Annotated in this window: 30 protein-coding genes; 2 read left to right on the top strand and 28 right to left on the bottom strand. The window is 61.9% G+C overall.

The genetic code is table 11. The annotated features are described in order from the left end of the window. The first annotated feature begins 6 nt into the window (after nucleotides 1–6). Nucleotides 7–429, top strand: a complete 423-nt coding sequence (locus tag AAFN55_RS23285; protein WP_347801369.1) for a thioesterase family protein — start codon at nucleotides 7–9, stop codon at nucleotides 427–429. Nucleotides 430–436: 7 nt separating this feature from the next. Here AAFN55_RS23285 and AAFN55_RS23280 read toward each other — a convergent pair whose 3' ends face one another. Further along, nucleotides 437–904, bottom strand: coding sequence for a MarR family transcriptional regulator (locus AAFN55_RS23280; RefSeq protein WP_347801368.1), 468 nt, complete (start codon nucleotides 902–904; stop codon nucleotides 437–439). A 215-nt stretch (nucleotides 905–1119) separates the two neighbouring features. Between AAFN55_RS23280 and AAFN55_RS23275 the strand changes: the two genes are divergently transcribed. Next, on the top strand, nucleotides 1120–1914 hold the full coding sequence (locus AAFN55_RS23275; protein ID WP_347801367.1) for a crotonase/enoyl-CoA hydratase family protein: 795 nt from the start codon (nucleotides 1120–1122) through the stop codon (nucleotides 1912–1914). Between the two features lie 24 nt (nucleotides 1915–1938). On the opposite strand, the gene AAFN55_RS23270 is transcribed toward AAFN55_RS23275, so the two are convergent. The 27 genes from AAFN55_RS23270 to AAFN55_RS23140 all read right to left on the bottom strand — a co-directional run bounded on the left by AAFN55_RS23270 (nucleotide 1939) and on the right by AAFN55_RS23140 (nucleotide 25722). Beyond that, on the bottom strand, nucleotides 1939–2460 hold the full coding sequence (locus tag AAFN55_RS23270) for a hypothetical protein (RefSeq protein ID WP_347801366.1): 522 nt from the start codon (nucleotides 2458–2460) through the stop codon (nucleotides 1939–1941). Further along, on the bottom strand, nucleotides 2457–2807 hold the full coding sequence (locus AAFN55_RS23265; protein WP_347801365.1) for a hypothetical protein: 351 nt from the start codon (nucleotides 2805–2807) through the stop codon (nucleotides 2457–2459). Before AAFN55_RS23265 ends, AAFN55_RS23270 begins: the two co-directional genes overlap by 4 nt. A gap of 96 nt (nucleotides 2808–2903) precedes the next feature. After that, nucleotides 2904–3455, bottom strand: coding sequence for a rod-binding protein (locus AAFN55_RS23260; RefSeq protein WP_347801364.1), 552 nt, complete (start codon nucleotides 3453–3455; stop codon nucleotides 2904–2906). Nucleotides 3456–3519: 64 nt separating this feature from the next. Beyond that, nucleotides 3520–3906, bottom strand: a complete 387-nt coding sequence (locus AAFN55_RS23255; RefSeq protein WP_347801363.1) for a hypothetical protein — start codon at nucleotides 3904–3906, stop codon at nucleotides 3520–3522. A 2-nt stretch (nucleotides 3907–3908) separates the two neighbouring features. After that, nucleotides 3909–4667: a flagellar biosynthetic protein FliR gene (gene fliR / locus AAFN55_RS23250; protein ID WP_347801362.1), complete on the bottom strand. Its 759-nt coding sequence runs from the start codon at nucleotides 4665–4667 to the stop codon at nucleotides 3909–3911. 14 nt (nucleotides 4668–4681) lie between these two features. After that, nucleotides 4682–6769: a flagellar biosynthesis protein FlhA gene (gene flhA, locus AAFN55_RS23245; protein ID WP_347801361.1), complete on the bottom strand. Its 2088-nt coding sequence runs from the start codon at nucleotides 6767–6769 to the stop codon at nucleotides 4682–4684. Nucleotides 6770–6882: 113 nt separating this feature from the next. Next, nucleotides 6883–7149, bottom strand: coding sequence for a flagellar biosynthesis protein FliQ (gene fliQ, locus AAFN55_RS23240; protein ID WP_347801360.1), 267 nt, complete (start codon nucleotides 7147–7149; stop codon nucleotides 6883–6885). A 31-nt stretch (nucleotides 7150–7180) separates the two neighbouring features. Further along, on the bottom strand, nucleotides 7181–7576 hold the full coding sequence (gene flgD / locus AAFN55_RS23235) for a flagellar hook assembly protein FlgD (RefSeq protein WP_347801359.1): 396 nt from the start codon (nucleotides 7574–7576) through the stop codon (nucleotides 7181–7183). A 4-nt stretch (nucleotides 7577–7580) separates the two neighbouring features. After that, on the bottom strand, nucleotides 7581–8012 hold the full coding sequence (gene flbT / locus AAFN55_RS23230) for a flagellar biosynthesis repressor FlbT (RefSeq protein ID WP_347801358.1): 432 nt from the start codon (nucleotides 8010–8012) through the stop codon (nucleotides 7581–7583). Beyond that, a complete protein-coding gene (gene flaF, locus AAFN55_RS23225; RefSeq protein ID WP_347801357.1) occupies nucleotides 8009–8356 on the bottom strand; it encodes a flagellar biosynthesis regulator FlaF in 348 nt (115 codons plus the stop codon). Before flaF ends, flbT begins: the two co-directional genes overlap by 4 nt. 43 nt (nucleotides 8357–8399) lie before the next feature. Beyond that, a complete protein-coding gene (locus tag AAFN55_RS23220; RefSeq protein WP_347801356.1) occupies nucleotides 8400–9449 on the bottom strand; it encodes a flagellar hook-associated family protein in 1050 nt (349 codons plus the stop codon). 3 nt (nucleotides 9450–9452) lie between these two features. Beyond that, nucleotides 9453–10901 carry a flagellar hook-associated protein FlgK gene (gene flgK / locus AAFN55_RS23215; RefSeq protein ID WP_347801355.1) on the bottom strand — a complete coding sequence of 483 codons (1449 nt, stop codon included), beginning with the start codon at nucleotides 10899–10901 and terminating at the stop codon, nucleotides 9453–9455. A 33-nt stretch (nucleotides 10902–10934) separates the two neighbouring features. Continuing rightward, on the bottom strand, nucleotides 10935–12224 hold the full coding sequence (locus AAFN55_RS23210; protein ID WP_347801354.1) for a flagellar hook protein FlgE: 1290 nt from the start codon (nucleotides 12222–12224) through the stop codon (nucleotides 10935–10937). A gap of 127 nt (nucleotides 12225–12351) precedes the next feature. After that, complete coding sequence (locus tag AAFN55_RS23205) at nucleotides 12352–13020, bottom strand: winged helix-turn-helix domain-containing protein (protein WP_347801353.1); 669 nt, start codon at nucleotides 13018–13020, stop codon at nucleotides 12352–12354. A 180-nt stretch (nucleotides 13021–13200) separates the two neighbouring features. Continuing rightward, complete coding sequence (locus AAFN55_RS23200) at nucleotides 13201–13773, bottom strand: transglycosylase SLT domain-containing protein (RefSeq protein WP_347801352.1); 573 nt, start codon at nucleotides 13771–13773, stop codon at nucleotides 13201–13203. Beyond that, nucleotides 13721–14980: a flagellar hook-length control protein FliK gene (locus AAFN55_RS23195; RefSeq protein ID WP_347801351.1), complete on the bottom strand. Its 1260-nt coding sequence runs from the start codon at nucleotides 14978–14980 to the stop codon at nucleotides 13721–13723. Before AAFN55_RS23195 ends, AAFN55_RS23200 begins: the two co-directional genes overlap by 53 nt. Before the next feature lie 110 nt (nucleotides 14981–15090). Further along, entirely contained in the window at nucleotides 15091–16302 is a 1212-nt protein-coding gene (locus AAFN55_RS23190) for a chemotaxis protein MotC (protein ID WP_347801350.1), read from the bottom strand. Next, entirely contained in the window at nucleotides 16299–17588 is a 1290-nt protein-coding gene (locus AAFN55_RS23185; RefSeq protein ID WP_347801349.1) for a MotB family protein, read from the bottom strand. The genes AAFN55_RS23190 and AAFN55_RS23185 overlap by 4 nt, the downstream gene beginning before the upstream one ends. Next, nucleotides 17585–18235: a hypothetical protein gene (locus AAFN55_RS23180; RefSeq protein WP_347801348.1), complete on the bottom strand. Its 651-nt coding sequence runs from the start codon at nucleotides 18233–18235 to the stop codon at nucleotides 17585–17587. Before AAFN55_RS23180 ends, AAFN55_RS23185 begins: the two co-directional genes overlap by 4 nt. Then, nucleotides 18235–19875 (bottom strand): flagellar basal-body MS-ring/collar protein FliF, encoded by a 1641-nt coding sequence (gene fliF / locus AAFN55_RS23175; RefSeq protein ID WP_347801347.1) that lies wholly within the window; start codon nucleotides 19873–19875, stop codon nucleotides 18235–18237. The genes AAFN55_RS23180 and fliF overlap by 1 nt, the downstream gene beginning before the upstream one ends. Before the next feature lie 108 nt (nucleotides 19876–19983). Then, nucleotides 19984–20985 carry a flagellin gene (locus AAFN55_RS23170; RefSeq protein ID WP_347801346.1) on the bottom strand — a complete coding sequence of 334 codons (1002 nt, stop codon included), beginning with the start codon at nucleotides 20983–20985 and terminating at the stop codon, nucleotides 19984–19986. A gap of 168 nt (nucleotides 20986–21153) precedes the next feature. Continuing rightward, on the bottom strand, nucleotides 21154–21948 hold the full coding sequence (locus AAFN55_RS23165) for a flagellin (RefSeq protein ID WP_347801345.1): 795 nt from the start codon (nucleotides 21946–21948) through the stop codon (nucleotides 21154–21156). A 281-nt stretch (nucleotides 21949–22229) separates the two neighbouring features. After that, the gene (locus AAFN55_RS23160) at nucleotides 22230–23021 is read right to left on the bottom strand and encodes a flagellin (RefSeq protein ID WP_347801344.1); all 792 of its coding nucleotides are present in this window, start codon (nucleotides 23019–23021) and stop codon (nucleotides 22230–22232) included. Nucleotides 23022–23235: 214 nt separating this feature from the next. Beyond that, on the bottom strand, nucleotides 23236–23973 hold the full coding sequence (fliP, locus tag AAFN55_RS23155; RefSeq protein WP_347801343.1) for a flagellar type III secretion system pore protein FliP: 738 nt from the start codon (nucleotides 23971–23973) through the stop codon (nucleotides 23236–23238). Beyond that, nucleotides 23970–24461, bottom strand: coding sequence for a flagellar basal body-associated FliL family protein (locus AAFN55_RS23150; protein ID WP_347801342.1), 492 nt, complete (start codon nucleotides 24459–24461; stop codon nucleotides 23970–23972). Before AAFN55_RS23150 ends, fliP begins: the two co-directional genes overlap by 4 nt. 17 nt (nucleotides 24462–24478) lie before the next feature. Continuing rightward, nucleotides 24479–25186, bottom strand: coding sequence for a flagellar basal body L-ring protein FlgH (flgH, locus tag AAFN55_RS23145; protein WP_347801341.1), 708 nt, complete (start codon nucleotides 25184–25186; stop codon nucleotides 24479–24481). Further along, entirely contained in the window at nucleotides 25183–25722 is a 540-nt protein-coding gene (locus AAFN55_RS23140) for a MotE family protein (protein WP_347801340.1), read from the bottom strand. The genes flgH and AAFN55_RS23140 overlap by 4 nt, the downstream gene beginning before the upstream one ends. Nucleotides 25723–25730: the final 8 nt, after the last annotated feature.

Raw genomic sequence — 25730 nt, 5'->3', positions numbered from 1 at the left:
AGGCTGATGCTGGTCAACCGCCGTGACGTCGAGATCGAGTGGGGCGACTGCGATGCTGCGGGCATCGTCTTCTATCCGCGTTATTTCGCGATGTTCGATGCCTCCACCGCCTATCTGTTCGAGAAGGCGCTCGGCATGAAGAAGATCGCCTGGACGAAGACGTTCGGCATTGTCGGCATCCCGATGGTCGATACGGGCGCGACGTTCAGCGTCCCTTCACGCTATGGTGACGTGATCACGATCGAGACCCAGGTGACGGCCTTTCGCCGTTCGAGCTTCGATGTTCAACACCGCGTGCTCAAGGGGCAGACGCTTGCCATCGAGGCGCGCGAGACGCGTGTCTGGGCCGGCAAGGACCCGGAGGATGCGTCAAAGATCAAGGCGGTTTCTATTCCGGACGAGGTCGTTCAGGCGCTCAAAGGTGGCTGAATCCGGCTCACTCCGACTTGTCGTGAAGCAAACGATCGAGGAGGCGAAGGAGCGCGTCGCGTTCCTCGACGCCACCGAGCCGATCGATCATCCTCTGCTCGTGCGTGTTCCACGTCGCCATCATCTTGGCGACGAAGCGCACGCCTTCGGATGTCAGGTGAAGCGAATGAGAGCGCTTGTCGCCTTGCGCCTTGCGGCGTTCCGCCAGACCGCGTCGTTCGAGACCGTCCATCAGTGCCACGAAATTGGCGCGCTTGATTCCGAGCTGTTCGGCGATTTCGGTTTGTTTCTGGCCAGGCTTCCGGGCGATGAGCGCCAGCACGGAGAACTCGGCCGGACGAAGCTTCATCTTGGCGAAGGTCTCGATGAAATCCTGGAACACGGCAAGCTGCGCGCGACGCAACTGATAGCCGATGATCACGCCCATCTCGGGGATGGGGGGCTGTGCGGTGGTGCCGTCGGACTTGCCTGACATGAACCCTCTGCGTCTTCAGCGTTGACCGACAAGTCCTGGAAAAGCGAACCTGTCGAATCGCAGCGAATGGACTGCCAGTCTATCCCCGACCCGATTGGAAATCACTTCGAATGCGGCCTTGAGGAAAGGGGCAACGCTTGATGCGGTCAATATTGTTATGGTATAAAACAATCTTTGTGGCAATGGCCGAGGATGGTTTCGGTGGAGTACGCTGAATGAGCGGCCAAACGTATAAGTCGAACGATGAGACCGGCGCGGTTGCCGTTCATGTGGATGGCAACATCGCGCGGATCACATTGAACCGGCCGGCGAAGCGCAATGCCGTCAATGATGCCATGCTGGCGGGGCTCCGCAACTTCTTCGATGACATTCCCGAGGGCGTGCGGGCAATCATCCTGAGCGGCGCGGGTGGCCACTTCTCGTCCGGGCTCGACCTGTCCGAGCAGGTGGAGCGCGAGCCGGAGCAGGTGATGCGCCACTCCCGCAACTGGCATCAACTCATGGACACGATCCAGTTCAACGGCGTGCCGGTCGTGGCGGTGCTGTCAGGAGCCGTCATCGGCGGCGGCCTGGAAATCGCAACCGCAGCGCATGTGCGCATAGCCGAACCTTCCGCCACGTTCCGGCTTCCTGAGGGCAAGCGCGGCATCTTCGTTGGCGGCGGTGCGACGGTCCGTGTCGGGCGCATACTGGGTCCCGATCGCATGACTGAAATGATGCTGACCGGCCGAAGCTATGATGGTGCCGAAGGCTACCGGCTCGGCCTTGCACATCATCTGGTCGGTGACGGCGAGGGGCTCGCCAAAGCGGAGGAACTCGCCAGCGAAATCGCCGGCAACGCGTCGCTCGTGAACTATCTGATCATCCAGTCCATCGCGCGTATCAACAACATGTCGCACGAGGATGGGCTCTACACGGAAAGCCTCAGCGCTGCGCTATCGCAGACGGGGGCTGATGCGAAGGAGGGGCTGCGCGCCTTCCTCGAAAAGCGCAAGCCGCGTTTCGGCTAAACCAAGCCCTTGTCAGCGTGCTCTTCAGTGCCCTGTTGCCGCATTGGCGGGGGCCGCTTCCGGCGTAGCTTGCGTCGGGCGAACTGTGGTCTTGCCGACCTCGCTCTTCGGCAGGAAATCGATCTGCTCGACCAGCACCTCACGCACCAGATCCTCTCCAAGGCGTGCGTTCACGCCGGTCCGGATCGTTTCGCGAAAGGCATCGACGTCGAGATCGGCGCGTGTCGTGAAGTCGATCTGCGGATTGGCGAAGAGGTGCGAATAGACCTGGTCGGCCAGGAGCGCCTTTGCCGGCAGCTTCAGTTCGGCCAACCGCTTGGCCTCGGCGGTGAAGACCAGACGCGCCAGGAAGTAGCCATAGACGCGGCCATTGTCGAAGACCGGCACCGAGATGATGTCGGTCTGAACATAATCGAGCCCCTGGAACGCGGTCGCGCCAGCGTCCTGCGTCGTCTCCGTCGGGGCTTGCCCCGACTGAAAGGAATACAGCAGCGCACCAGTGGTGGCGATGCTGATCCAGAGCGCTGCGACGATGAACTTGATCATGCCGTGCCGGCCATCCCGCCAAACTCGTTGGCGGAATAGGTTCCGTCGGCCTCGGCGCGCTGGATCGCATCCTGCATCAGCGCCGCGACTTCCGTCACCGCATTGAGATGCGCCAGGATCGCCGCCTCGTTGGCGGCGAGCTTTTCGCGCAGACGAACGATGCCGTGGCGATGCTCTTCGTGAAGCGTCGTCGCGCCCAGGCCTGTGATGGCCTTGTTCAGCTCATAGAGGTAGCGGCTCTTGCGTGCGTTGGACGACTTGATGTCGAAGCGCACATCCGTGCGGATCGAAGCCGTCTCGGCCTCGACCGTTTCCTCAATGCGGCCGATGATGGCGGACAGATTCATGAGTGCCTTCCCGGCGTCTTCGGCGCCTTGACCTGCTGACTGCATGGAATCCAAGTGGTCTGACATAGAAATTTTCTCATCTGACTCTAACTGGGCTTAGCGGCTTGTGGGGGCCGACGATTGGGACATGTCTTCATGCAGCGCACGCGCCATGGTGCGCTGGATCTCCTGGACGAGTGCCACGGACATCATTTGCTTCGACGCCTGATCGCCCGCCTCGATCGAGTTCGACGCACCGGTGAGCGAGAGCTTTTGCTCGCCGGCATAGTAGTGATCCTTCAGGATGCGGTCGGCGATTCCGATGCCGCCGCGGGCGGATACGGCAGCACCCAACTGCTCCGCCAGAAGCGACTGCCACATCTCGCCGGCCATGCCTTCGCCGTAGACCGATTCCGTGTCTTTCGGCAGCATCGACTGGATGAATGTCTGAAGCACCATCGCCTCGAATTTCGCGAAGGCTTCCGGTGTTCCGCTGCTGCTGCGCGCAGGCGATGCGCCGTCAGCCGACGCGCTGCCGTCGACGGAAAACGTCGCGCCGGCGCTTCTGCTTGAGAACGAAGCGAGCTTCGTCCGCGCCGCCTCAACGGAGGCGGGGTCTGCTGCCCGCACCACGTCCAGTACGATGTCACCCGGTGTTGAAATCGCCAAGGGCCGAACCTCCCATGTGATGTTCTGTTGCCGACGAATATGCCTGCACAAACTTGTGGCAGGCTTACTTGTGGTCGCCGAGCTTGCGCTCGACGTTCTCAAGCTGCTCCTTCTCGGCAAATTCGCGCTTTTCGAGCCTGAACGCGTCGCGATAGGCGCGCTCGACGATGTTCGTTCTTGCCGTCGCGGTCGCCACCAGACCCGCCTCGATGCTGGCTCGACGGTTCTCGCGGTGTTCCCGGTCGATGGCCGCACCGATGCGCCGATTGTAGATATCCGGAAACAGACCCGGCAGCGGCGATGCCGTGTTGAGCGAATCAAGCAGCTCCGTCGCTTCCTGTTTCGCTGCGATGGCCCTGGAGACGTGCGTCGCGTGCTTGGTCTCATGCAGTGCCTTGATCTGGCCTTGCAGGCGCACCAGCCGTTTCAATCTGTCCGCGCGTGACGTCATGGCTAGCGTCCGATCGTTGTGGGGATGAAGCCGTCGACGAACAGGCTCAGCATCATGCCGATGCCGAAATACATCAGGATCAGGCCGCCGGCGATGACGAAGGGCAGGGAGACGAAATAGACCGGGATCTGCGGAGCGAGCTTGTTCACGAACCCGATCGCCAGATTGACGAGGATCGCATAGGCGACGAACGGGCTGGCGAGCCGCAGCGTCAGGTAGAAGGACTGCGATACCGTATCCGTCAGATCGATCAGCGCCGACTGCGCGCTGAACATCCCGGCAACCGGTGCGACCTGGTAGGACATGACGAGCGCCTTGAGGATCTCGTGATGGAAGTCGAAGACGAAGAGCAGCAACAGGGCGCTGAGCGTGATGATCGCCGTCAGCGCCGATTGTGGTTCGGGTTCTTCCACCGCAGACCCACCCATGCCGCCGAAGCCGGCCATCATGGCGACCGCTGACGCACCGAATTGCAGCGCCAGCGTGTAGATGCGCGTGACGAGACCGATCGTTGCGCCGATCAGCAGTTCCGAGCCAATCAGCAGGATCATCCGATCCGTGGTGCCGGCGATGTTAGGCAGGATCGCGTCCCACAGATGCGCGATCAGCGCCCAGCTCACGGCGATGGCGACGAACAGCCTCACATGCATCGCGATGCGAACGCTGGAGAAACCCGGCATCAGCATGAAGCACGCGCCGATGCGGCAAAATGCGAGGAACCCGGCGAATGCAAGGGTCTCGATCGGCAGCCCGGCAAACATCAACGGCCGCCGGCCTAGGATACGGAACCGAGGACGCGAACCTCGACGCCGCGGGCGATCTCGACATGGCTGAGCACCGGCAAGGTCGCGAAGAGGCGCTCCACGATCATGCGGACATAAGGCCGCGCGTCTGGCGCCGTCACGAGCACGAAGCGCTCGCCCGCGTCGAGATGCGTGCGCACCGCCTTCGTCGCCTCGTTGCCGAACTCCTCCAGCAGGCGGGGATCGATGTCGAATTCGCGGATTTCGCCCTTGGCGTCGCGCTTGAGCGCCTGATGGAAGGCGAGATCCCAGCGATTGCCGAGACGGAGGACCTTGAGCGTGCCGCCTTCGGTCAAGTCACCGCAGATCTGCTGTGCCATGCGGATGCGCACATGCTCCACGATCTGCTCGGTGCGCCGGACATGCGGCGCGATCTCGGCGATCGCCTCGATGATGAGGTGCAGGTTGCGGATCGAGATGCGTTCGGCCAGCAGCAGCTTCAACACAGCCTGCAGGCCGGGATAGGAAATGTGCGAGGTGCAGACCTCGTCGATCAGCTTGCGGTATTCGCTGTCTTGGCGTTCGATAAGCGCCTTCATGTCCTTGTAGGACAGGAGCTGGGGCAGGTTGTTGCGGATCACTTCGCTGAGATGCGTCAGAAGCACCGACATATTGTCGGCGAAGGTGAAGCGGTCACGCTTCAGGTCTTCCGAAAACATTTCGGACACGGAGAAGGCGCGCATGCCGAATGCCGGTTCGCGGACTTCCTCACCGGGTACTTCCGGCAATGCACCGTTGCCGAGAAGAACCATCACCTCGCCGACGCGCATCTGATACTCCGCGACGACCGTGCCGTGAATCTTGATCTGGTAGCTCTTGGGCGGGATCGAGAAATCGTCCGTCAGGCGCACTTCCGGCACGACGAAGCCATATTGCGTGGCGAACTTCTTGCGCATCTTGCCCATGCGGAACGCGAGTTCCTGATGCGCTGTCAAAAGGCGCGTGGAGAGCTGCTTGCCGATGAGGAGCTCGATCTCGGCCGTCTTGAGCGACGACTTGATCGACTGCTTCTCTTCCTCTTCCTTGGTTTCGGCGATCTTTCTCTCGACTGCCTGCTCGGCTTCCTTTTTCCGGGCGCGCTGGCGGGGGATCACAAAGGCGATGCTGGCCATGCCGACTGCGAGGATGAGAAAGGGCAGGAGGGGAAGGCCAGGCATCAAGCCGATGCCGAACAGAAGTGCAGCCGCAACCGACAGGGCGCGAGGGTATGCGCCGAGCTGACCGAAGACCGCCTCGTCGGTCGAGCCGCGCGTTCCGCCCTTCGAGACGACGAGACCTGCGGCAAGCGAGACGATCAGGGCCGGAATCTGCGTGGCAAGACCGTCACCGACGGACAGCTTGACGAAGATATCGGCGGATTCGCCCATGCTCATGCCGTGACGCGTGTAGCCGATCGCTATGCCGCCGATGATGTTGACGGCGGTGACGATGAGGCTGGCGATGGCGTCGCCGCGTACGAATTTCGACGCGCCGTCCATGGAACCGAAGAACGAGCTCTCTTCTTCCAATTCGCGGCGGCGGCGCTGTGCCTCCTTGTCGTCGATGACGCCGGCGGACAAATCCGCGTCGATCGACATCTGCTTGCCGGGAATGGCGTCGAGGGTGAAGCGCGCGCCCACTTCAGCGATACGGGTCGCGCCCTTGGTGATCACGATGAAATTCACCACGATCAGGATCAGGAACACGATCAGACCAATGACGAAATCGCCGGCCATGACGAGATTGGAGAAGCCGCCGATGACGTATCCGGCAGCGTTGGTGCCCTCGTTGCCATGTGACAGGATCGCCCGTGTCGTGGCGATGTTGAGCGCAAGGCGCAGCATGGTGACGATGAGCAGAATCGTCGGAAACGACGTGAAATCGAGTGGCCGCTGCATCCACAGCGCGACCATGAGAATGAGAACGGACACGGCAATCGACAATGCGAGGCCGAAGTCGATCAGAAAGGCCGGTATAGGCAGGAACAGGATCGAAAGGATCGTGATCACGCCGAGCGCCAGCACGACGTCGCGACCGCTATTCTTGGGAATGGGTAGGGAACCGACTTCGGTAAGTGCCATGCCTGATCGACCGTCTGTCATCTGCGGACGTGCGGGCGCACGCCTTCGACATCAGACTAAGCCGTCAACCTTGCGCGAGGATGAGGCGTGTTCCACGCGATCTGACGCGAAGCTCAGAAGCCGGTTTCGATGCGCTGGAACATGACGTTGGTAAAAGCAGCGATCTGAGCGCCGACGAAGGGCGCAGAGAAGGCGACCGTCAACAGGATCGCGACGATCTTGGGGACGAAGGTCAGCGTGATTTCCTGCACCTGCGTCAGCGCCTGGAGAAACGCGATGCCGACGCCGACGAACATGGCGACCGCGACGGCCGGGCCGGACGCGGTCAGAACGGTCCAGATCGCATACTGGGCAATGTCCAGCGCGTCGGCTTCATTCACGCTCGTGTCCTCCGGGGCGTGCGATCAGGATTTACTTGATGACGATGCCGGGGCCGACGATGAGTTTCTCGCCGCCTTCGAGAACGGCCACAAGGCCGTCGCTGTACAACTGAACTTCCTTGACGATGCCGGAAACCTTGCCGTCTGCGGAGGCAACCTCGCGACCGATCAGGTCGCCGGCCTGCGCGAAGCTGGAGGCCTGGAGAATCTGATCCAGCTTGCTGTTCATCTGCACCGACTGCTCGACCTGCGAGAACGTCGCCAACTGGGCGACGTAGTCGGTCGAGTCCATGGGCGAGGTCGGGTCCTGGTTCTTCATCTGCGCGACGAGCAACTTGAGGAACGACTGATAGTCCACGGTCTGAGCGGCATTCGCGACACCAGGACCGGTGTTGGTGGTCATGTTGGTAAGAGCAGAAATGTTCATTGCTTCACTCCGCAGCAGTCAGAATCGATGGCGTATCGGTGCCTTCGTTCTCGAGAATCTTGGCTTCGAGCGTGTAGAGACCGCGCAGCGATCTCAAAGCATCGTAGACGTGGCCTTCGGCGACCATCTGATCGACATGCTTGAGCGAGGCGAGCATCTGCTCGTCGGAAAAGCATGCCAGCAGGAGAGGCAGCGTCCTGCGCAGCATCTCGCGCGCCTCGGCAGCCCCGTCCGGGTTCATCAGGATCACCTGAACGATGAAATAGAGTTGCTTGAGCGGCGTCGTTGCCTTCTCAGGCTGCATCACATGCCCTTCCAGAAGGAACTGCACGTCATTGAGGAATTCGAGAGACACCTTCCGGTCCGTGCGGATGACGGCGCCGTTGACGTAAATCTTCTCGTTCGCCTTCAGCGTGATCTTCAACGGGTTTTTCATTGAATGCCGTCGCGAATGATCTGCGAAACCTCGATCAGGCCCTCGAAATTATCGGACCGTCCCTGCCTCACTTCCTCACCCTCGCGAAGAAGCCAAAGCCCGATCGAAATCAGGTTGGCGCGCAATTCGTGCGGAAGCTCGTTGTCGTCGCTTCCGAGATCTTCGACGAAGGAGGTCCAGACCCTGTTCATGTAGTGAATGGCCTGAACCGTCTCGATCGACTGCACGCCCTTGTTCTTGGCGGCGACGAGGAGGTCGATGGACCGTGACAGGAGTTGTCTCTCGCGATCCTTGGCGTCTGCGACGGAATCCGTCTGAACTTCGGCGTAGGAGAATTGATACATTCGATGTCCGTGTGGTGTTGCGAGACGACAGTAGGAACCGTGTTCAGGAAATGTATTTCAGCAGGCTCATCTGCTGGATTCGGCCAGTCAGCGAATAGGAGAGTTCGATCTGGGCAATGAGGCCCGTGACCTTCGTGGATGCGGCGAACTCGTCGACACCTTCAAGGTCGATCAGGCTTCTGCTGAAGAGGTCGATCTGCATCGACATGCGATCATTTGCCTTGTCGATGCGCGTCTCGGTGATGCCGGTCGCGCTTTCCTGGTTCGCGAGGTCGTTGACCACTTCACCAAGCAGGTCGATCGCTCGCTCGAGGACGACCCGGCTTGCCGCGCTGCTCATGTCGCTGCTGATGAGCGCCGCAACCGTGGATGCAGCCATCGCAAGCTTCCTGAAGCCCGGAATGTTCGCGGATACCGAGGTCTGCGCGGTTTCGGTCAGAGTGATGCGCGATACGATCTGCTGATCGGTCGCCGACGACCAGACATCGTTCCAGCCGGTGCCGAGAAACTGCGGCTCGACCATTGTCTGGAGGAAATCGGTCATGTCCGCCGCCGCGATGTCCGCGGCCTGCGGGGCGTTCGGCGTGAAACCGAAATGCGTCTGGAAGGCGTCTTCGAAAGCCTGCCTGTTCGACGAGGCCGGATCGAGAAAATCGTTCATCGGTTTCACGTCGGTATTGATGCCCGCGAACAGATAGACGCCGCCTACATTGGTGTTCAGCACCGACGACATCATCGACAGCACGCCTTCGGCCGCCTTTTTCGCGATCGACGGATCGGAAGCGCCGGAGATCGCCGTGGTCAGCGTCGCGGTTAGCTCGCTCGCTTCCTTGTTCAACTGCTGCAGGATGAGCTGTGTCTGGGATAGGCGCGACGCAGCGAGTTGATTGGAGTCCTTGAGGCCTTCCAGCCGGTCTATCTCGCGATGCATCGACACCGAGATTCCCGTGCGGGCTCCCAGTGCCAGGCCCTTGTCTGCGACGGTCATCGTCGTCAGCTCTTTCTTCGCGATGACGAGATCGTTTTGCAGTCGGTTCGTTTGATACCGCAAGGCTTGCGATATCGCCTGAGATGAAACGAAAGAAACCTTCATGGTTTATCTCACAATATTCAGGAGAGTTTTGAGCATCTCGTCGATGATCTGCATCATCTTTGCCGACGCGGCATAGGAATGCTCGAGTTCAAGCATCAGCGCGAGCTCTTCGTCTCGGTTCACGCCGGTAACGTTCGACAGGGCTTCCGCCGTTCGGATCATCATCGCGCCCTTGGTTTCCGCTGCATCGGCTGCGGTCTTGCGGGCGTCCTCGAACCAGCTCACGGCTGCCGTCGAGTAATCGGTGAGGCTGAGGGAAACCGTCGTGCCGGCGACCGTTACGAAGCTGGCCGATCGGTCCATGGCCGTGGTGAAGCCGATCAGGCGATCCGAGAAGCTCGCATTGTTGGCGGGGTTGAAGTCGAACGCAACGCCGTCGCGAAGCGCTTCGGCATTGCCGCCCTGCAAAGGATCGATTCCGGCATGAAGGCTGATCTGGCCGGCAAGGCCCGTCACGACCGTTCCGTCTGCCGGGATTGCCGGCGCGCCAGACCATGTGCAGAGGCCGGCGACCGTGTTTCCGGGAGGGGCGGGGTTGGTCTCCGAGAATGCCGAGATGAGGCCGCGCGCGATCTCGTCCAACTGCTGCTGCATGCCGGTGGCGTAGGTGTCGCGCATCTGGACCATGGCAGCGAGGGAGCCGCCCGCGCTGGTGTTCGCCCCGGAAGCCTTTACGATCGGCACGCCATCGACAAAAATCCTGCCGCCGGTCGTGCCTGCCCCATAGGCTGCCGTCGGCTCGAAGGCGACATGGCGCGGCACAGTCTCGAACAGGGTGTTTCCGTCCGTCGTCACGATCATGAGATCGTTGTTCGACCGCGAGATCGTGGAGATCGGAACGAGTTCCGAAATCCTTTTCAGAAGTGTATCCCGCTTGTCTAGGGCATCGTTGACGTCGCGGCCTGCCGCCGTGCCGCCCTTGACCTCGTCGTTGATCGTCTTGAAGTCGGCCAGCAAGGCATTCAATTCGGCAACGCCTGTCGCGATCTGGCTGTCCATGTCGGTTCGGAAAGCCTGGATCGCCTTGGTGCCTTCGTTGAGGCTGCCGACAACCTGGCGCGCTGCCTCGACGGCATTGTCAGCCAGGGTGCGGTTGGACGGGGTCGAGGAGTAGAGCTGTATCGCCTCCTGCAGCTTTCCAATCATGGCTGCGGCCGAATTCACGTTGTCCACGCCGTTGACGGACGTGCTCAGGTGATCGAGGCCGCTCATGATCTTGCTCTGGGCGATGTAGCCGGAGAGCGAGGAAAGGTTCTGCTTGAAGAGAGCGTCGTCCGTCGCGCGGCGGATTTCCACCGCGCGGGAGCCTGGAGCCATCGAGGTCACGACCGCGGTGCGGCGTGAATAGTCGGCATTGTAGGCGTTGGAGATGTTTCGCGTCACGACGTTCGTCTGACGCTGGGAATTCAGGAGCGAGTTCTGCGCAATGTTAAGTGCAGTCGAAAGTGACATGTTCCCTCTATCCCTTACCCAACGCCTTCGTCGCTACCTCTTGAGGTTGACGAGGACGTCCATGAGGTCCGATCCGGTCTGGAAGACCTTGGAGTTCGCGGTGTAGTTGCGTTGCGACTCGATCATGTTCGTCAGTTCGGTCGCGATATCGACGTTCGAATTCTCGAGGGCGCCCGACACGATGTCGCCAAGTCCGCCCGAGCCTGCGAAGCCGATCTGGACATTGCCGGAATCAAGACCAGGCGAAAAAACATTGCCCGGAAGAACCTGGAGCTGGTCGGGGCTCTGCACGGTTGCCAGCGGAAGCCTGTAGAGTGGCGTGGTGGCGCCGTTTTTGTACTGCGCGTACACGATACCGTCCGTGCCGATCACGACCTTGTCGACTGCCGAAGGCGTATTGCCATTGAGATCGGCCGGTCCCTGAACGTATGACGAGGCAAGCTGCGTCATCCCGCTAAGATCGACTTCGACAACCTGCCCATTCAATGCAGAGAGATCGATGTCGATCTTGCTGAGAACGCTGGTGTCAAGCTTTCCAAGGGCGTCGAACGGCAGGGTCTCTGTCGCCACCGCAGGGGTGCCGTAGGGAAACGAGCTGGTTGCCGTCGCATCGGGCTGATAGAAGACCGACATCTCCCATTCGTTGTCGCCCATCTTCTGGAAATAGATGTCCAGAAGCACTTCCTCGCCGACATTGTTGACCGCGGTCAATGACGCCTTCACGACCGAACCCGATTCAATGGCGGCTTCCAGGCCGGCTGGCGGGGTCGTTGGATTGTCGGCCAGACGCGGTGTCGGCCAGGCGTCGGCGCTATAGGGGAGGTTACCGCTGAAAAAGCCGGAGGTAGATGGCGTTGCGCTGAGCGACTGGCCGGAAATCTGCACCGGCTCCAGGCCTGCAAAGCCGTTGGCGACCGGGCTTGGGATACCGTTCTCGTAGTTGTAACCCATCAGATAGAAGCCGGCGGCGTTGACGAGGCGGCCATTGCCGTCAGGTACGAATGAGCCTGCGCGAGACAGGAAAGGCTGGCCGTTCGAATTCTGAACGACAAAGAAGCCGTCACCCTTCACCGCGAGGTCGGTGGCGGAGGTTGTGTACTGGAGGTTGCCGGCTTCGGAAATTGCGTAACGCACCTGGGTGGCGACGCCGCCGGAGACATAGCTCGTACCGGCATTCGGGATCACGAGCGAGGAGAACTCGACGCTGGCGCGCTTGTAGCCGTTCGTGCCGGAGTTGGCGATGTTGTCGGCGACCGTGCCGAGACGTGTCGACTGCGCCGCCATGCCGGATACGCCCGTGCGCATCATTCCATACAAGCTCATTGGGAGTTCTCCTCAAGATTCAGACCGCTCCAGCTGAGGCTAGTCGATCTGTCTTGCGTGAAGCTGGCTATGGCGCGGCGCAGTCGGCAGAAATCCGGCCGGTTCGCTGGCGCCATCGCCGCGTACATCAGGTGATGAGCCGGTAGCCGAGGAACCGCTTGGAATCGATCGGGTCGAAGCCGAGCTTCCCGCGAAGTTTCTTGCGCAGCTTGCTGATGTGGCTCTCGACCACGTTCTCCTCGACCTCTTCGTCGAAGATGCCGTAGATCGCGTTGAAAACCTGCGTCTTGGTCACGCGGCGGCCGGCATTGCTCGCAAGGAATTCGAGAATGCGGCGTTCGCGGCGCGGCAGCGGCAATGGCTCGCCGGAAATCTCCGGATCGCGGCCATCGACGAAGATACGCATCTCGCCGAATTCCGAATAGGGCTTCTCATCCTGAAAGCGCCGGCTGATCGCCGAGATGCGTGCCAGGATTTCCCGAATGTGTACCGGCTTGCGAATGACGTCATCGACGCCGGATTCGAACAATCGAAGCGTGTTCTCAAGGGAGTGCTGGTCGCTCAGCGCAATGACCGGTGCCGAGGTACGGTCACGGATCCTGCGTGGTGAAACCAGGTCGCTGGAGCACTCGCCGATGAGGAATGCGCGCACGGCCTTGAGGTCGTGTTCGTCCACCGTCGAGACCCATTCCCCGAACTCGTGCGACCCAAATCCGGCGCTTGCCACGCCTTCCCGGTCGAAAAGTGAATTGAATCCGTCTTTTACGAGCTCTCGCTCGTCAACTACTACTATCATCGGCCCGCCCTCCGAATCAGTTGATCTTAACTGTGGATAAAGGGGTAACCGGCGTGAGGAATCAGCGACAACCGTAATTTCTTGTAGCTGGTTTCTTGGGAGTCTTAGTTTGCGTGGGAAGTTTGGGAGGAGGTCGGTCGAGGCGATTCGCTCATCATGTCCACCCGGACGCGATGCAACCTATGAGTTGCAGAAGTCGCGCGCAGGCGGGGTCCATTTTCCAAAGCCGGTTGCGACCATGTTGGTGATGACACGGCAGACGTAGCGCTTCTGCGCGGGGTCGTTGTCCGGGCCTGCATGATACCGTGCGACGGCCATCGACCACGTATCGTGCCTGCGCTTGAGTTGCACGAGGAAGCGCGCGGCGTAGTCGACGTTCATGCGCGGATCGAGCATCTGGCCGACATTCGCGAACTGATCCGCGTGGTAATGATGGTTGATCTGCATGCATCCCAGATCGATGAGCTTTACGCCGGCGCTGCGTGCGGCGGAGAACTCGCGAACCGCTTCCTGCTGCGATCTGGCGAAGACGGCACGGCCCGCAATGTTGAGCGCGTAGGGCTGAAGACTGCCTTTGCGGCCCGTTTCGGTGAGGCCCACGGCGTAAAGAATGCCTGGCGGCACGCCATACCGCTCCGACGCGCGGAGGATTTCCGCCTCGCAGGCGTTGCCCGCCGCTTGGGCGGACAGGACCGTCGAGCTAGATATAGAGATCGCTGCCAGAGCGATCCGCAGGGGCTTCGCCAGGCGCATGCCGGCCTCCTTCACCATGTCGCCCGGCCGCATTGCGTTCGCCCTGCTGCCTTGCGCCATTCTCGCTCTGTGCCTGCTGGTTGGACATCGAGTGCTCGCGCCCGCCCATGCCTTGCTGGGCGGATGAGTTGGTGGCGGGCGCCTGCTGGATCGTAACCTTCTCGACGTCGAACCCGACCGCGCGAAGCGCCTTGATGATCGTGTCGCTGTCTGCCGTGAGCTTCTGGTGGGCTTCTCTCGACTCGACTCGGACTGCAATCAGGAGTTGCGTTCCTGAGGTGGTGAGTCGGGCTGTGACCATGCCCAGTTCGGCAGGATTCAACTGAATTTTGAGCGAATTGACCCCATGTGCCTGCCCGGGCGTTCTCTGGAGGACATCGGGATCCTGCGCGACGGCGCGCCAGGTGGGTTCGCTTTCGATCGCGGAGACGAGGCCGGCGGTGGTCACATTTGTTTGCGGGACGACCTGCGCGGGCGCTACGGCGTTGTTTGAGCCCAAAACCGTGACACGGGCAGCAAGCGGATCGGTCGTCGGAGCTGTTTGCGCAGGCTTTCCACCGCCCCCGGCGTTCAGCGCAGGGATCGCGGGCTTGCTGCTCGCATCCTGTGGCTTTTCGGCAACAGATGTCGGTCGATCAACCGCATCCGCCGTCAGAGTCCCGACAGCTGAGGCAGGCGGTCTGATTTGGGTGGCGCTATTGCCGTTGGAGATGCCCTTGGAAGCGGCGGGTTCCTGTCGCTCGCGCGCGGGGATGGCCATCTGGATTTCCGCGCCGACCGACGCGACACGCGGCGCGTCCTTCGTGGCTGTCGCGATAGTCTGGCTGGGAGGGGGGCCTTCGGCATCGAGCGTGCCAGCCACTTTCGCCAATGCTGCTTTGGCCTCGTTCGCGGCAGGCTGCTGTTCAGCCTTCGCCGGGTGTGCATCACCATCCGGCTTGGCTGCAATGAACGCGTTGAGGATCGAAAGGGTCGAAGGCTCCCGCGACGGCACTTCCACAGCGGCGATCGCGTCCAGCGCGCCGGCTTCGTCGTCTGGTCGAAGCTCGGGGGGCAGCGCATCAGCCTGTGGCTCGGGAGTATCGATGTCGCCGACCAATGCGGGGTTCACGCCGAAGCGTTTGGCGAATTCGGGCGCCTTCCAGACCGGCTGCTTGTCATCGGTGTCGGTCGTGCCGGTCTTGGCGTCCCGCTTGCCGGGGCGCATCGAGAGCGCGTCGTCGAAGGTCTCAAGCCTCGCGTCGCCGTCCTTTGGGTCCTTGGCCGTGTGCCCACCAGCGGCCTTCTGAGGCGTGGGCGCAGTTGCGAAATTGACGTTCACTGCGATTGTTCCTCCAGCATCTTGTCGATCGCATCCAGCTTCGCGCGGGCCGCCGCGACGATGTCGTCCGTCTCGCCCGAACCTTCGGCTGGCGCTTCCACGCCGGCTTGCATGTTTTCGTTGTTACGAACCCGGTCGAGCGGAGCCACGGTGGGCTTATCGACGGGCGCTACCACTTCGGCCGCCACTGATCGGGCCGCTTCCAGAAGCGCACGATCTGCCCGCGAAAGCTGGGTCGCATCGAGATCCTCCAGCTTCGCGAGAACCTCCTGCACGGTCTCCGAGGTGACCGAAGAGATGCTTGAATAAAGTTCGCTCCGCGCCGTGTGAACGGTCGGGCTTTCCTCGTCGTAGCTTTTCGCGCGGCTCGATGCGAAGTCCAGAAGAGCGGCATCACCGTCGATGGCGGCGCGTCGCGCCAGACGCAGATAGACCGTCTTGGCCTGTTCCCGCGACATCCAGGCGATCGTCTGCTCGATGCGAGCCAGATCAAGGTCCGTCCGCTTCAGTTGGAGGATGCCGGAAACGAACGCTTCGGCGAACTGGCTGGCATAGGGAGAGCGCAGGAACCTGCGCGCGTATTGCTCGGAGGCCGAGAGGAAGACCTCGGCGTCGCTCGAACTCACGGCAAGCGAGATCGTGCGTCGCAGCGCGGCCTCCTCGACGAGTGTTCCCGGACCGAGCAGCCGCGCCCTGTCGAGCGTCGCGATACCGGATTTCGCGTCCTCCAATGCGGCGACGGAGCCCTTGATGAGCGACAGGAACGCGCCGAGTTCGGGCTGGTGGGTTTTTGGGTCGACGGTGCTCATTGCCGAGCGCGCCAGAGCCATGTCTCCGGTCAGATAGCCGAGTACGCCCGTACCGAGCTGGTGCTCCATGTCCGGCAGTTCGATCCGTCGCATAAGACCGGCGACGGTTGATGGGTTGCCGCCGCTCATCGCGTAGACGAGCAGGGCATCGAAGTTCCGCCGATCGGCGAACTCTTCGTCTCCCGAACTTCGGAACCGGCCATCGATCATCTCGAGGAGCTTCTTTTGCATGGGCAGGGCCGCGTGATCGCCTCCGGCGATGCGGTCCTGCACAAGCTGAAGCGAGCGCACCATCTGATATGGCTGAAGCTCGCTTGCCGCCTCGTCCGACCACGCGCTGCCGGTGCTCAGCGCGATGAGCGCTGCGGCACCCAGTGCACGGCTGCGCAGTCTGGTCACCCGCCTGCCTCCAGGAAGATTTCGATGCGGCGGTTGGCATCCGCAAGCGGATCGTCGGCGATCTTCAACTCGCGATCCGCGAAGCCCGCGACTTCCCTGATGCGGTTCTCCTCCATGCCGCCACGGACGAGCATGTAGTAGGCCGCGTGGGCGCGCGCAGTCGAAAGACGCCAGTTGTCGTAGTTCTCATTGCGGAACGGGCGGCCATCGGTATGCCCGTTGATCCTGATCCTGCCCGCATGCTCGCTCAGCGTCTGGCCGATGCGCTCCATGGCACGCACGAGTTCGCCGCGCGGGACCGCGGAGCCGACCTCGAACATGCCGTAGTTGAGTTCGTCGGTAACGGAGATGAGCACGCCTTCGGCGCGCGCGGTCACCGAAATCGTCTTGTTCAACTCGGAATTCCGGCCGAAAGCCTCGAGAATCTCGTCACGGATCTGCTCGGCCAGCCTGGCGGTCTGTGGCGCGACGGCTTGATCCACCGATTCCGGCTCGGTCGGCGCCTGCTCGGAAACGGATGACATGGTTTCCGCCTCGGCGGCAGCATCGGGCGCGTCGGGAGCAGGCTCGCCGACACCGGGCAGAGCCTGTTCCGCGAGCGTCGCGATTTCTGCTTCGACCGCAGCCTCGGCCTCGCGAATTTCGTCTGCGGTCGACACCGACCTCTCGCGGAAGACGTCGAGCTCCGGGTCGTCCGATTGCGCGATTTCCTGAGACCAGAAGTCCGGCGCGAACGGGTCGCGATAGGATTCGCCACCTTGCGCACCGGTCGCCGGGCCTGACGTCTGCGCTCCGCCGTCACCTTCGGTCGATATGTTCTGAAGCATCGCGGTCTGCTGCGCGATTTCCGCAAGCACCGCGTACGGGTCGGAGAAGAGATGCCGGTCGGAGGGTTCGAGCCTGTCCGACTGGTTGGTCGAACTCTCTTGCTGGCCTGGACCGGATCTATTGTTCTCGATCACGTCCTGCGTATGCGGATCCAACTGTGCGTCAGGCTCTCGGTTCGCCTCGGGATTGGTCTCTTCTCCCGGGTCGCTGAGGCCCTTTTGCGACGGCGCGGCATCGACCAGCGTCATCGGGTTGAAGTAGCTGGCGATTGCGGCCTTCGTCTCCTCGTTGGATGCATTGACGAGCCACATGACGAGGAAGAAGCACATCATCGCGGTCATGAAGTCGGCAAACGCGATCTTCCACATGCCGCCGTGATGACCGTCCTCGAGGTCGTTGTTGCGCCGCTTGACGATGATGATCTCGCGGCGTGAGTCTTCGCCGTCGAACGCGCTCATGCGAGCACCTCCGACAGTGCGGTAGACCACTCGGCCAGACGCGTTTCGAAGACGCTGTCGTCGATCGTTACCGAAAGGTCGAAGCCTGCGCTTTCCGAGAAATCGAATTGGTCGGCATGGGCCGGCAGTTTCATTTTCAGCGCCTCGTAGAGCGGCATGCTGCCTTTGACGCGTATGCGGACAGCTTCGTCATCGTGCAGGGCTTCGCGAATGATTTCGGAGAGACGCTCCAGCGAGCGCTCGCGCATGTCGTCGGTCAGAAGAGAGCCGAGGATGCGGGCGGTCACGGCGCTCGTCAGATCGACGATTCGCGCTTCCATCTCCTCGATCCCGGCCTGAATCCTGATGCTGGCCTCTTCCGCGAAGTTCTTCTGGAATTCCATCAGTTCTTCCGCGTGCCGGTCGCGCTCGATCTGGAGCATGTCCGCATGCTCGCGCTCGAGCCGTTCGGTCAGTGCGGCTTCGGCCTGCGCAACCGCATCCGCGACCAGCGAGTCGATATCGACCTCGGTCGTCGCGGCGCCGTCGAAAGCCGATACCTCGGCTTCATCCATCGCAAAGCTCGGAGGTGCGGCGTAAACGCTGGCAACCGGCCGGGGCCGGGCACCGAAATCCTTCAGCGCGTTTGCGAGAGCGTTTGCTGGCATCAAGCCGCTAGCTCCTGATTGGCCCATTTGCGCAGGATCAGCGCGGAGCGCTCCTCGTTGAGATCAACCATCTGTGCGAGACGATCCTGCGGCGCCGGCTTCAGCTTGAAGCGGATGTCGTTGGCCATATGGTCGGGGAAGGGGCCACCCAACGGGTCCGACATTCCGCCCTGAAGCTGCATCGCGTCGAGCGGATTCGGCAGCGAGAGCTGGATGTCGTCGAAGTTCATCGCGTCAGCCGTCTCATTCTGCTTCGTGACGGCGGCGACCATCGGACGGAGGCCGAACCAGGAGACGAGGAACACGACCACAACGAAGGCGAGCGCGTTGATCATCGTGCCGGTATGACGGCCTGCGGCCTCCAGCCAGGTCGGCGCTACCATCTCGACACCCTCGGCGCTGTCGAGGAATTCAACCGACGTGACGTTGATGACGTCGCCGCGCGCCGCGTCGAAACCGGTGGCCGACGAGACGACGGACTGGATTTCGGCGATCCGCTCCTGCAGCAATTCGGGCGTGGCGTTCTCGCCCATCACCGCCATGATGCGATCGCGATTGACGACGACCGCGATCGACAGGCGCGATACGGAATAGCCGTTGCTGACGGTCGCGATGCGCTTCGAGTTCAGCTCGTAGTTCGTCGTTTCCTCGCGGCGTTCGCGCTGCTCGGACGAGGCGGGGCCCTGGCCGGCTTCCACCGTTTCCTCGGGAAGGTTCTGCTGCACGGTCGTGGGCGGTGCGGCCTGTGTCTGGTTGGCCTGGTCGTTGGCGCGAACCACTTGGACCGAGCGCTCCACGCGCGATTCCGGATCGAAGATCGTCTCTTCGGTCTGGCGGCTGTCGGTGTTGACGTCGGCCTTGACGCTCGCGCGGAAATTGTCGGGCCCGAGATAGGGCGCCAGCGCGCGACGGATGTTTTCCTCGATCTGCGTCTCAACGGTACGTTCGACGGAAAGCGACCGGGCGAAGCTGTTGTTGGACGGATCGTCGCCGGTGGCGAGCAGGTCGCCGGAGGAGTCGAGGATCGTCACCTTGTCTGCCGCGAGCCTCGGGACCGCTGCGGCGACCATGTGCCGGATCGCGTTGGCTGCCTTCAGGCCATCGGCTTCCGATGCGCGGATGACGACCGAGGCGGTCGGAGCCTGCTCTTCGCGCCTGAAGCTTGCGCGTTCTGGCATGACGATGTGGACGCGGGCCGACTTGATGCCGGAGATCGACTGGATCGTGCGCGCGATTTCGCCTTCGAGCGCGCGGACGCGGGTCACTTCCTGCATGAAGGATGTCAGGCCGAACGAGCCGACATTGTCGAAGAGTTCGTATCCGGCGTTGCTGCTCGTCGGCAGGCCGCGCTCTGCGAGCAGCATGCGCGCCTGGCCTGTGCTGCCGACGGGCACGGTGACGCTCGTGCCATCGCTGGAGACGTCGTAGCGGATGCCGGATTCGCTGAGAACGGAGCCGATCTGGCCGACATCGTTGCGGTCGAGCCCGACATAGAGCGTCTCGTAGGTCGGACGGTTGAGATAGAGCGAGGCGGTCAGGATGACCGCGATCACCGTCGCGCCGACGCCGCCAAGCATGGCGAGACGCTTCGGGCCGAAGCTGCGGAGGTTGTCGATGATGGACTGGATCTGTTGTGGCAAGGCTTCGCGCTCCGAATTTCGGCTCTCCCAGAATAGGCGGCGAAGCTTGTGCGAAAATGAAATCGGGCCGCGACGGATCGCGGCCCGAATTTCTTGGCGGTGACTGGCTTACTGGCGGAACAGCGAGAGGATGTTCTGCGCGTTGGAATTCGCGATCGACAGGGACTGGATGCCGAGCTGCTGCTGCACCTGAAGCGCCTGCAGCCTGGTGGATTCCTTGTTCATGTCGGCATCGACGAGTTGGCCCACACCACGGTCGATGGAGTCCATCAGGTTGGAGCCGAAATCCTTCTGCAGGTCGATGCGTTTCTTGGCCGCGCCGATCGAGGTGGCCGCATCGGTCATTTCCTTCAGTGTCGCATCCACGACGGAAAGCATGTCCTTGAGCTGGTCGTCGCTGTAACCCGAGACGGACAGGGACGCGACGGCATAGCCGTCGGTGGCTTCCGCGTCCGCGCCGGGTGTCGCCGGAGCCTCTGCCGTGTCGTCGCGCTTGCCGGTCGAGGCCAGGCGGAGGCCTTCGAGCAACCCCTTGGTTTCATTCGTCGTGGCCGCATCGTCATAGAGCTTGATGCGGTCCACGTCGATTTCGATCATGCCGAGTTCGATCGCGCCGGTATGGCCGCGCGAGAAGGACGAGACGATCTCGACGGGGCGGTGGACACCCTCCGCTGGATGACCGTTTGTTTCGGACGCGTTGACGGCGAGCCAATTCTGCCCGCTGAATGTCGCCGAGCGCGCCATCGATTCCAACTGGGCCTGTATGGCGGATATTTCTTGCTGGATCTGATCCTTGCCGCTGGGATCCTTTCCGATGGCTGCCAGAATTTTCTGCCTCATATCGCTGACGAGGTCGAGCGTGCTTTCCAGCGCCGTGTAAGCCGTGTCCACGCGGCTCGCGCCTAGCCCCAGAGTGTCCTGAACGGTGGCGAGGACTTTGTTGTCGGAGCGCATGGTGGTCGCGATGGACCAGTAGGCGGCGTTGTCCTTGGCCTCGGCCACGCGCAGGCCGGTCGAAATGCGGCCCTGGACCACCGCCAGTGCCTTGTTGGTGACATGCAGCGACTGAAGCGCCGTCATTGCCGATGGATTTGTGTTGATGCTCGCCAAGTGCCGCCCCTCTATGCCGAAACCAATGGTTAACCATAGCTAGGCTTTTACGGTTAACTGTTGGTTAAGGCGGGGAGTGGTCGTTAAGGATTTGTAGAAGCGCGAACAGGAAAGGCCGCGTGTGAAACACGCGGCCTTTCTCGATCATCGGGCTGCTTGTCCGGGACCTTATCCGCGGAAGAGCGTCAGGATGTTCTGCGTGCTGGAGTTGGCGATCGAGAGCGCCTGGATACCGAGCTGCTGCTGGACCTGGAGGGCCGCCAGACGTGCCGACTCGGCGTTCATGTCGGCATCCACGAGCTGGCCGATGCCGCGGTCGATGGCGTCGATCTGCTTCGCGGTGAACGACGACTGCGACTCGATGCGCATCTTCTGCGCGCCGTAGGTAGCGGCTTGCGACTTCATCGCGTCGAGCGCGGCCTGCGCGGTGTCGAGATCGGTGATGCCGTCCACTTCAGTCGACAGGTCGTAGGCCGCGAGGGTCAGTATCTGGAGCTTCTCGGTGTCGGCCGCAGTGCCGATGTAGCCGCTGACGACGTCGACTGGGGTGCCGCCGTCCTTGAGCAGGTTCTGGCCCTCGAAATTGGCGTTGTCGGCGATCGCGGTGATCTGCTCCTTGAGCTGGGTCAGTTCGGCATCGACTGCGTCCTGATCGATTCCGTCGGTGCCGCCGGTGACATACTTGCCCAGCATCTCGGTGACTTTGTCGATGGCTTCCTGGAGGGCGGTGTAGGTGGTGTCGAGGATTGCCTTGCCGAAGCCGAGCGAATCCTGGACGGCCGACAGCGCCTTGTTCTGCGCCTTCATGCCGGTCGCGATCGACCAGTAGGCGGCGTTGTCGGAAGCCTCGGAGATGCGCAGGCCGGTGGCGATGCGGTTCTGGGTGGTGGCGAGGTTCTTGTTGGTGGACGAAAGGGTCTGGAGCGCCGTCATTGCGGACGCGTTGGTCAACAGACTGGTCATGATTTTACGCCTTGTAACTCGATACTTGACAGCATGCCGGATGTCCGGCGAGGCGGCGCGGCGTCATGCCACCGGAGCTAAAAATCCCGGCCCGTCCTTCGAGGTCGTTTATGAAGAAGAATGGCTAATCCCGGGCTAAGAAACATGGTTAACAATTTCTATTTTATGGCTTTTTTTAACCATGACTGTCGGGAGCGTGCGTCCAAAAAGCAGAAGGCCGCGCTCCGAAGAGCGCGGCCTGCAAGATTTGTCGGAACCCGTTTTGGCGGGCTTCGATCCGCTTAACGGAAGAGCGACAGGATGTTCTGCGTGCTCGAGTTGGCGATCGAGAGCGCCTGGATGCCGAGCTGCTGCTGGACCTGAAGGGCCGACAGACGTGCCGACTCGGCGTTCATGTCGGCATCCACGAGCTGGCCGACGCCACGATCGATGGCGGCGATCTGCTTCGCGGTGAACGACGACTGCGACTCGATGCGCATCTTCTGCGCGCCGTAGGTAGCCGCCTGCGACTTCATCGCGTCGAGCGCGGCCTGTGCGGTGTCGAGATCGGTGATGCCGTCCACCTCAGCCGCAAGGTCAAAGGCGGCGAGGGTCAGCGTCTGGAGCTTCTCGGTGTCGGCCGCGGTGCCGATGTAGCCGCTGACGACGTTGACTGCGGTGCCACCGTCCTTGAGCAGGTTCTGGCCCTCGAAATTGGCGTTGTCGGCGATCGAGGTAATCTGCTCCTTGAGCTGGGTCAGTTCGGCATCGACTGCGTCCTGGTCGATACCATCGGTGCCGCCGGTGACATACTTGGACAGCATGTCGGAGGTCTTCTCGATGGCTTCCTGGAGAGCGGTGTAGGTGGTGTCGAGGATTGCCTTGCCGAAGCCGAGCGAATCCTGGACGGCCGACAGCGCGCTGCTCTGAGCCTTCATGCCGGTCGCGATCGACCAGTAGGCGGCGTTGTCGGAAGCCTCGGCAACGCGCAGGCCGGTTGCGATACGGCCCTGCGTGGATGCGAGGTTCTTGTTGGTGGACGAAAGGGTCTGCAGCGCCGTCATTGCGGACGCGTTTGTCAGCAGGCTGGTCATGATTTTACGCCTTGTAACTCGATACTCATCAGGCATGCCGGGTTTTCACCGGCGAAGTAGCGTGGCGTCATGCCGATCGGCTGGAGTCCCCAAACTCCGATCTGCCCCTCGACGCCAACCTACGACGCCAAAGGCTGAAAAACGCATAAGAAACAAGGTTAACGACCCGCTACCGGGCGTATGGTAAACAATTGGGAAATTTACGTTTTCGGGCTCAGGCGAACGAGCGCACGAGGCTTCCGACAAGCAGGTTCCAGCCGTCGATCAGGACGAAGAACAGGATCTTGAACGGGAGCGACACCACCACCGGCGGCAGCATCATCATGCCCATCGACATCGTGATCGTGGCAACGATCAGGTCGATGACCAGGAAAGGCAGGACGATCAGGAACCCCATCTCGAAGCCGCGCCTGATCTCCGAGATCATGAAGGCGGGGATGAGGATGCGGAAGTCGGCGCTTTCGATCTGGATGTCCGCCTGATCGCGCTCGCGCGCGAGGTCGGCGAAGAGGTCGAAGTCCCGGTCGCGCACATTTGCGACCATGAAATCGCGGAAGGGTTCGGCGATGCGTTGGATCGCCTCGCCTTCCTCGATCTGGTTGTTGACGAGCGGCTGCACGCCTTCGTTCCAGGCACGGTCGAAGGTTGGCGTCATGACGTAGAAGGTCATGAACAGCGACAGGCTGATCAGGATCAGATTGGCCGGCGTGGATGGCAGCCCAAGGCCCGAGCGCAGGATCGAGAAGACGATGATGAAGCGCGTGAAGCTCGTCACCATGATCAGGATGCCGGGCGCCAGCGACAGGATCGTCAGCAGGCCGAAGAGCTGGATGATCGAACCGATCGTCGAGCCTTCGAGCTGACCCGTCAGGCCGCCCAAATCGAGCTGCTGCGCCGAAGCCTGCCCGATGGCGATGAGCAGGAAGAATGTGGCAAGGGCGATCCGTCTCATTCGAACAGCAGCGTTCTGATGAGGATGCCCGTCACCTTGCCTTCGCTGCGGATACGTGCGCGCTCCTCGAGATCGGCGCGCAGATGCTGGAAGCCGCTCGGGCCTTCGACCTGATGGATTTTCACCGTCCGCAGATAGGCCAGGATATCCTGGTGGATTGTCTGCGAGATCAGGAGATCGGTTTCGCCCTCGAAGACGAGCGCGAGTTCGAGGCGCGCCCAGGTTCCGGTGGGACCGGCGAGGTTCGTCGTGATCGGCTCGAGATAGACGACGCCCATCGCTTGATGCGCTTCGGCAAGACGAACTTCGCTGGCTTGCGCCGTGGCATGCTCCCCTGCCGGCACGGCGGGCGCCTGCTGTCCGACGAGATACATGCCCGAGCCCCAGCCGATGCCGATCGCCAGGACCGTAAGTCCGGCAAGCAAGGCGATCTGGAGGCCCATCGAGGGGTCCTTCTTGATCGGGGCTGTATCGTCGATGATGGCCAAGTCAGGGGTTCCGCAGCTTAGAAGGGCAGGACGTTGTCGACGATCTGGTGACCCCAGCCCGGCTGTTGCACCTCGGTCAGGCGACCGCGGCCGCCATAGGAGATGCGGGCTTCGGCGATGCGCTCATACGAGACCGTGTTCATCGCGCCGATGTCGGATGGCCGCACGATGCCGCTGATGTTGAGGACGCGGAGCTCCGCATTGACGAGAACCTCCTGCGAGCCGGTGATGACGAGGTTGCCGTTCGGCAAGACGTCGGTCACGACGGCCGCGACAGAGAGCCTGATGTTTTCCGACCGCTCGGTCGCGCCTGTGCCCTTTGAGCGGGTCGCTGAATCGACATCGATGTCAGCCGAGCCGGAGGTGCCGATCCAGTTCCAGCCGGCGGCGGCTGCGACACCTATCCCGCGTTGTCCTGTACGGCTGCGCTCGGACTCGTTGCGGAACCGTGCGCGGTCGTTGATACTGATCTCGACGGTCAGGATATCGCCTGCGCGCAGGGCCCGTGCGTCGGTGAAGAACTTGCTCTGGCGGTCATCCCACAGCGAGTATTTCTTGACCTGCTGTGGAGGTGGCGCCGGATAGCTGTAGGCGGATTTCGGGTCCAGCCCCACCCCATAGCCGACAGGCGACAGCGCGGGAGGCTGATTGATCGCATCGCCGGACGGCGTCGTGCAGCCCGATACCGCGAGTGCTCCGAGGAGAATGAGCGACCTGTAGATCATGTCGGATCCTGTGGGCGTGCCGCGCTGGCCATGATGCCTGTCAGCGCTGCGGCAGCCTTGCTGTCCATTTCGTTGAGGATGATGCCCGCCTGGCGTGCCTGCAGTTTCATCAGGATGCCGGCTGCGAGTTCGACGTTGACCCCGGCGAGGCGCTCTGCTGCCGCGTCGGGGCGCATGCGCGAGTAGATTTCGACGAGGTTGCCTTCGGCCTTCGCAAGGAAGTCGTTCCGGCGCTGGAGCCACGATTCGTATTCCTCGCGCTTCGATTCGAGCGTTGCGATGCGCTGGTCGATATCCTTCTGGAGCATTTCCATCTCGCTCTTCTGAAGGGCGTAGCGGCGATCGCGCGCGGCGTCCGCGATGTTCGAGCAGAAGCGGCGGATGTCCTCGTCGACCTCGCCGGCCACGGCCGTGACGGTTTCGATCGCCTGCGTCGCCGCCGGCGTGCCGCCGAAAACGAGCGCCCCGAAAACGATGCCGGCGCCGCCTGCGAATACTGAGCGTCCGCGTGATGCGAGTTGGGAGAGGAGGGTCATCGCCATTC

The organism is Mesorhizobium sp. CAU 1732 (assembly GCF_039888675.1).
Taxonomy (GTDB): domain Bacteria; phylum Pseudomonadota; class Alphaproteobacteria; order Rhizobiales; family Rhizobiaceae; genus Aerobium.
This window is presented reverse-complemented; position numbering and strand designations above follow the sequence as displayed.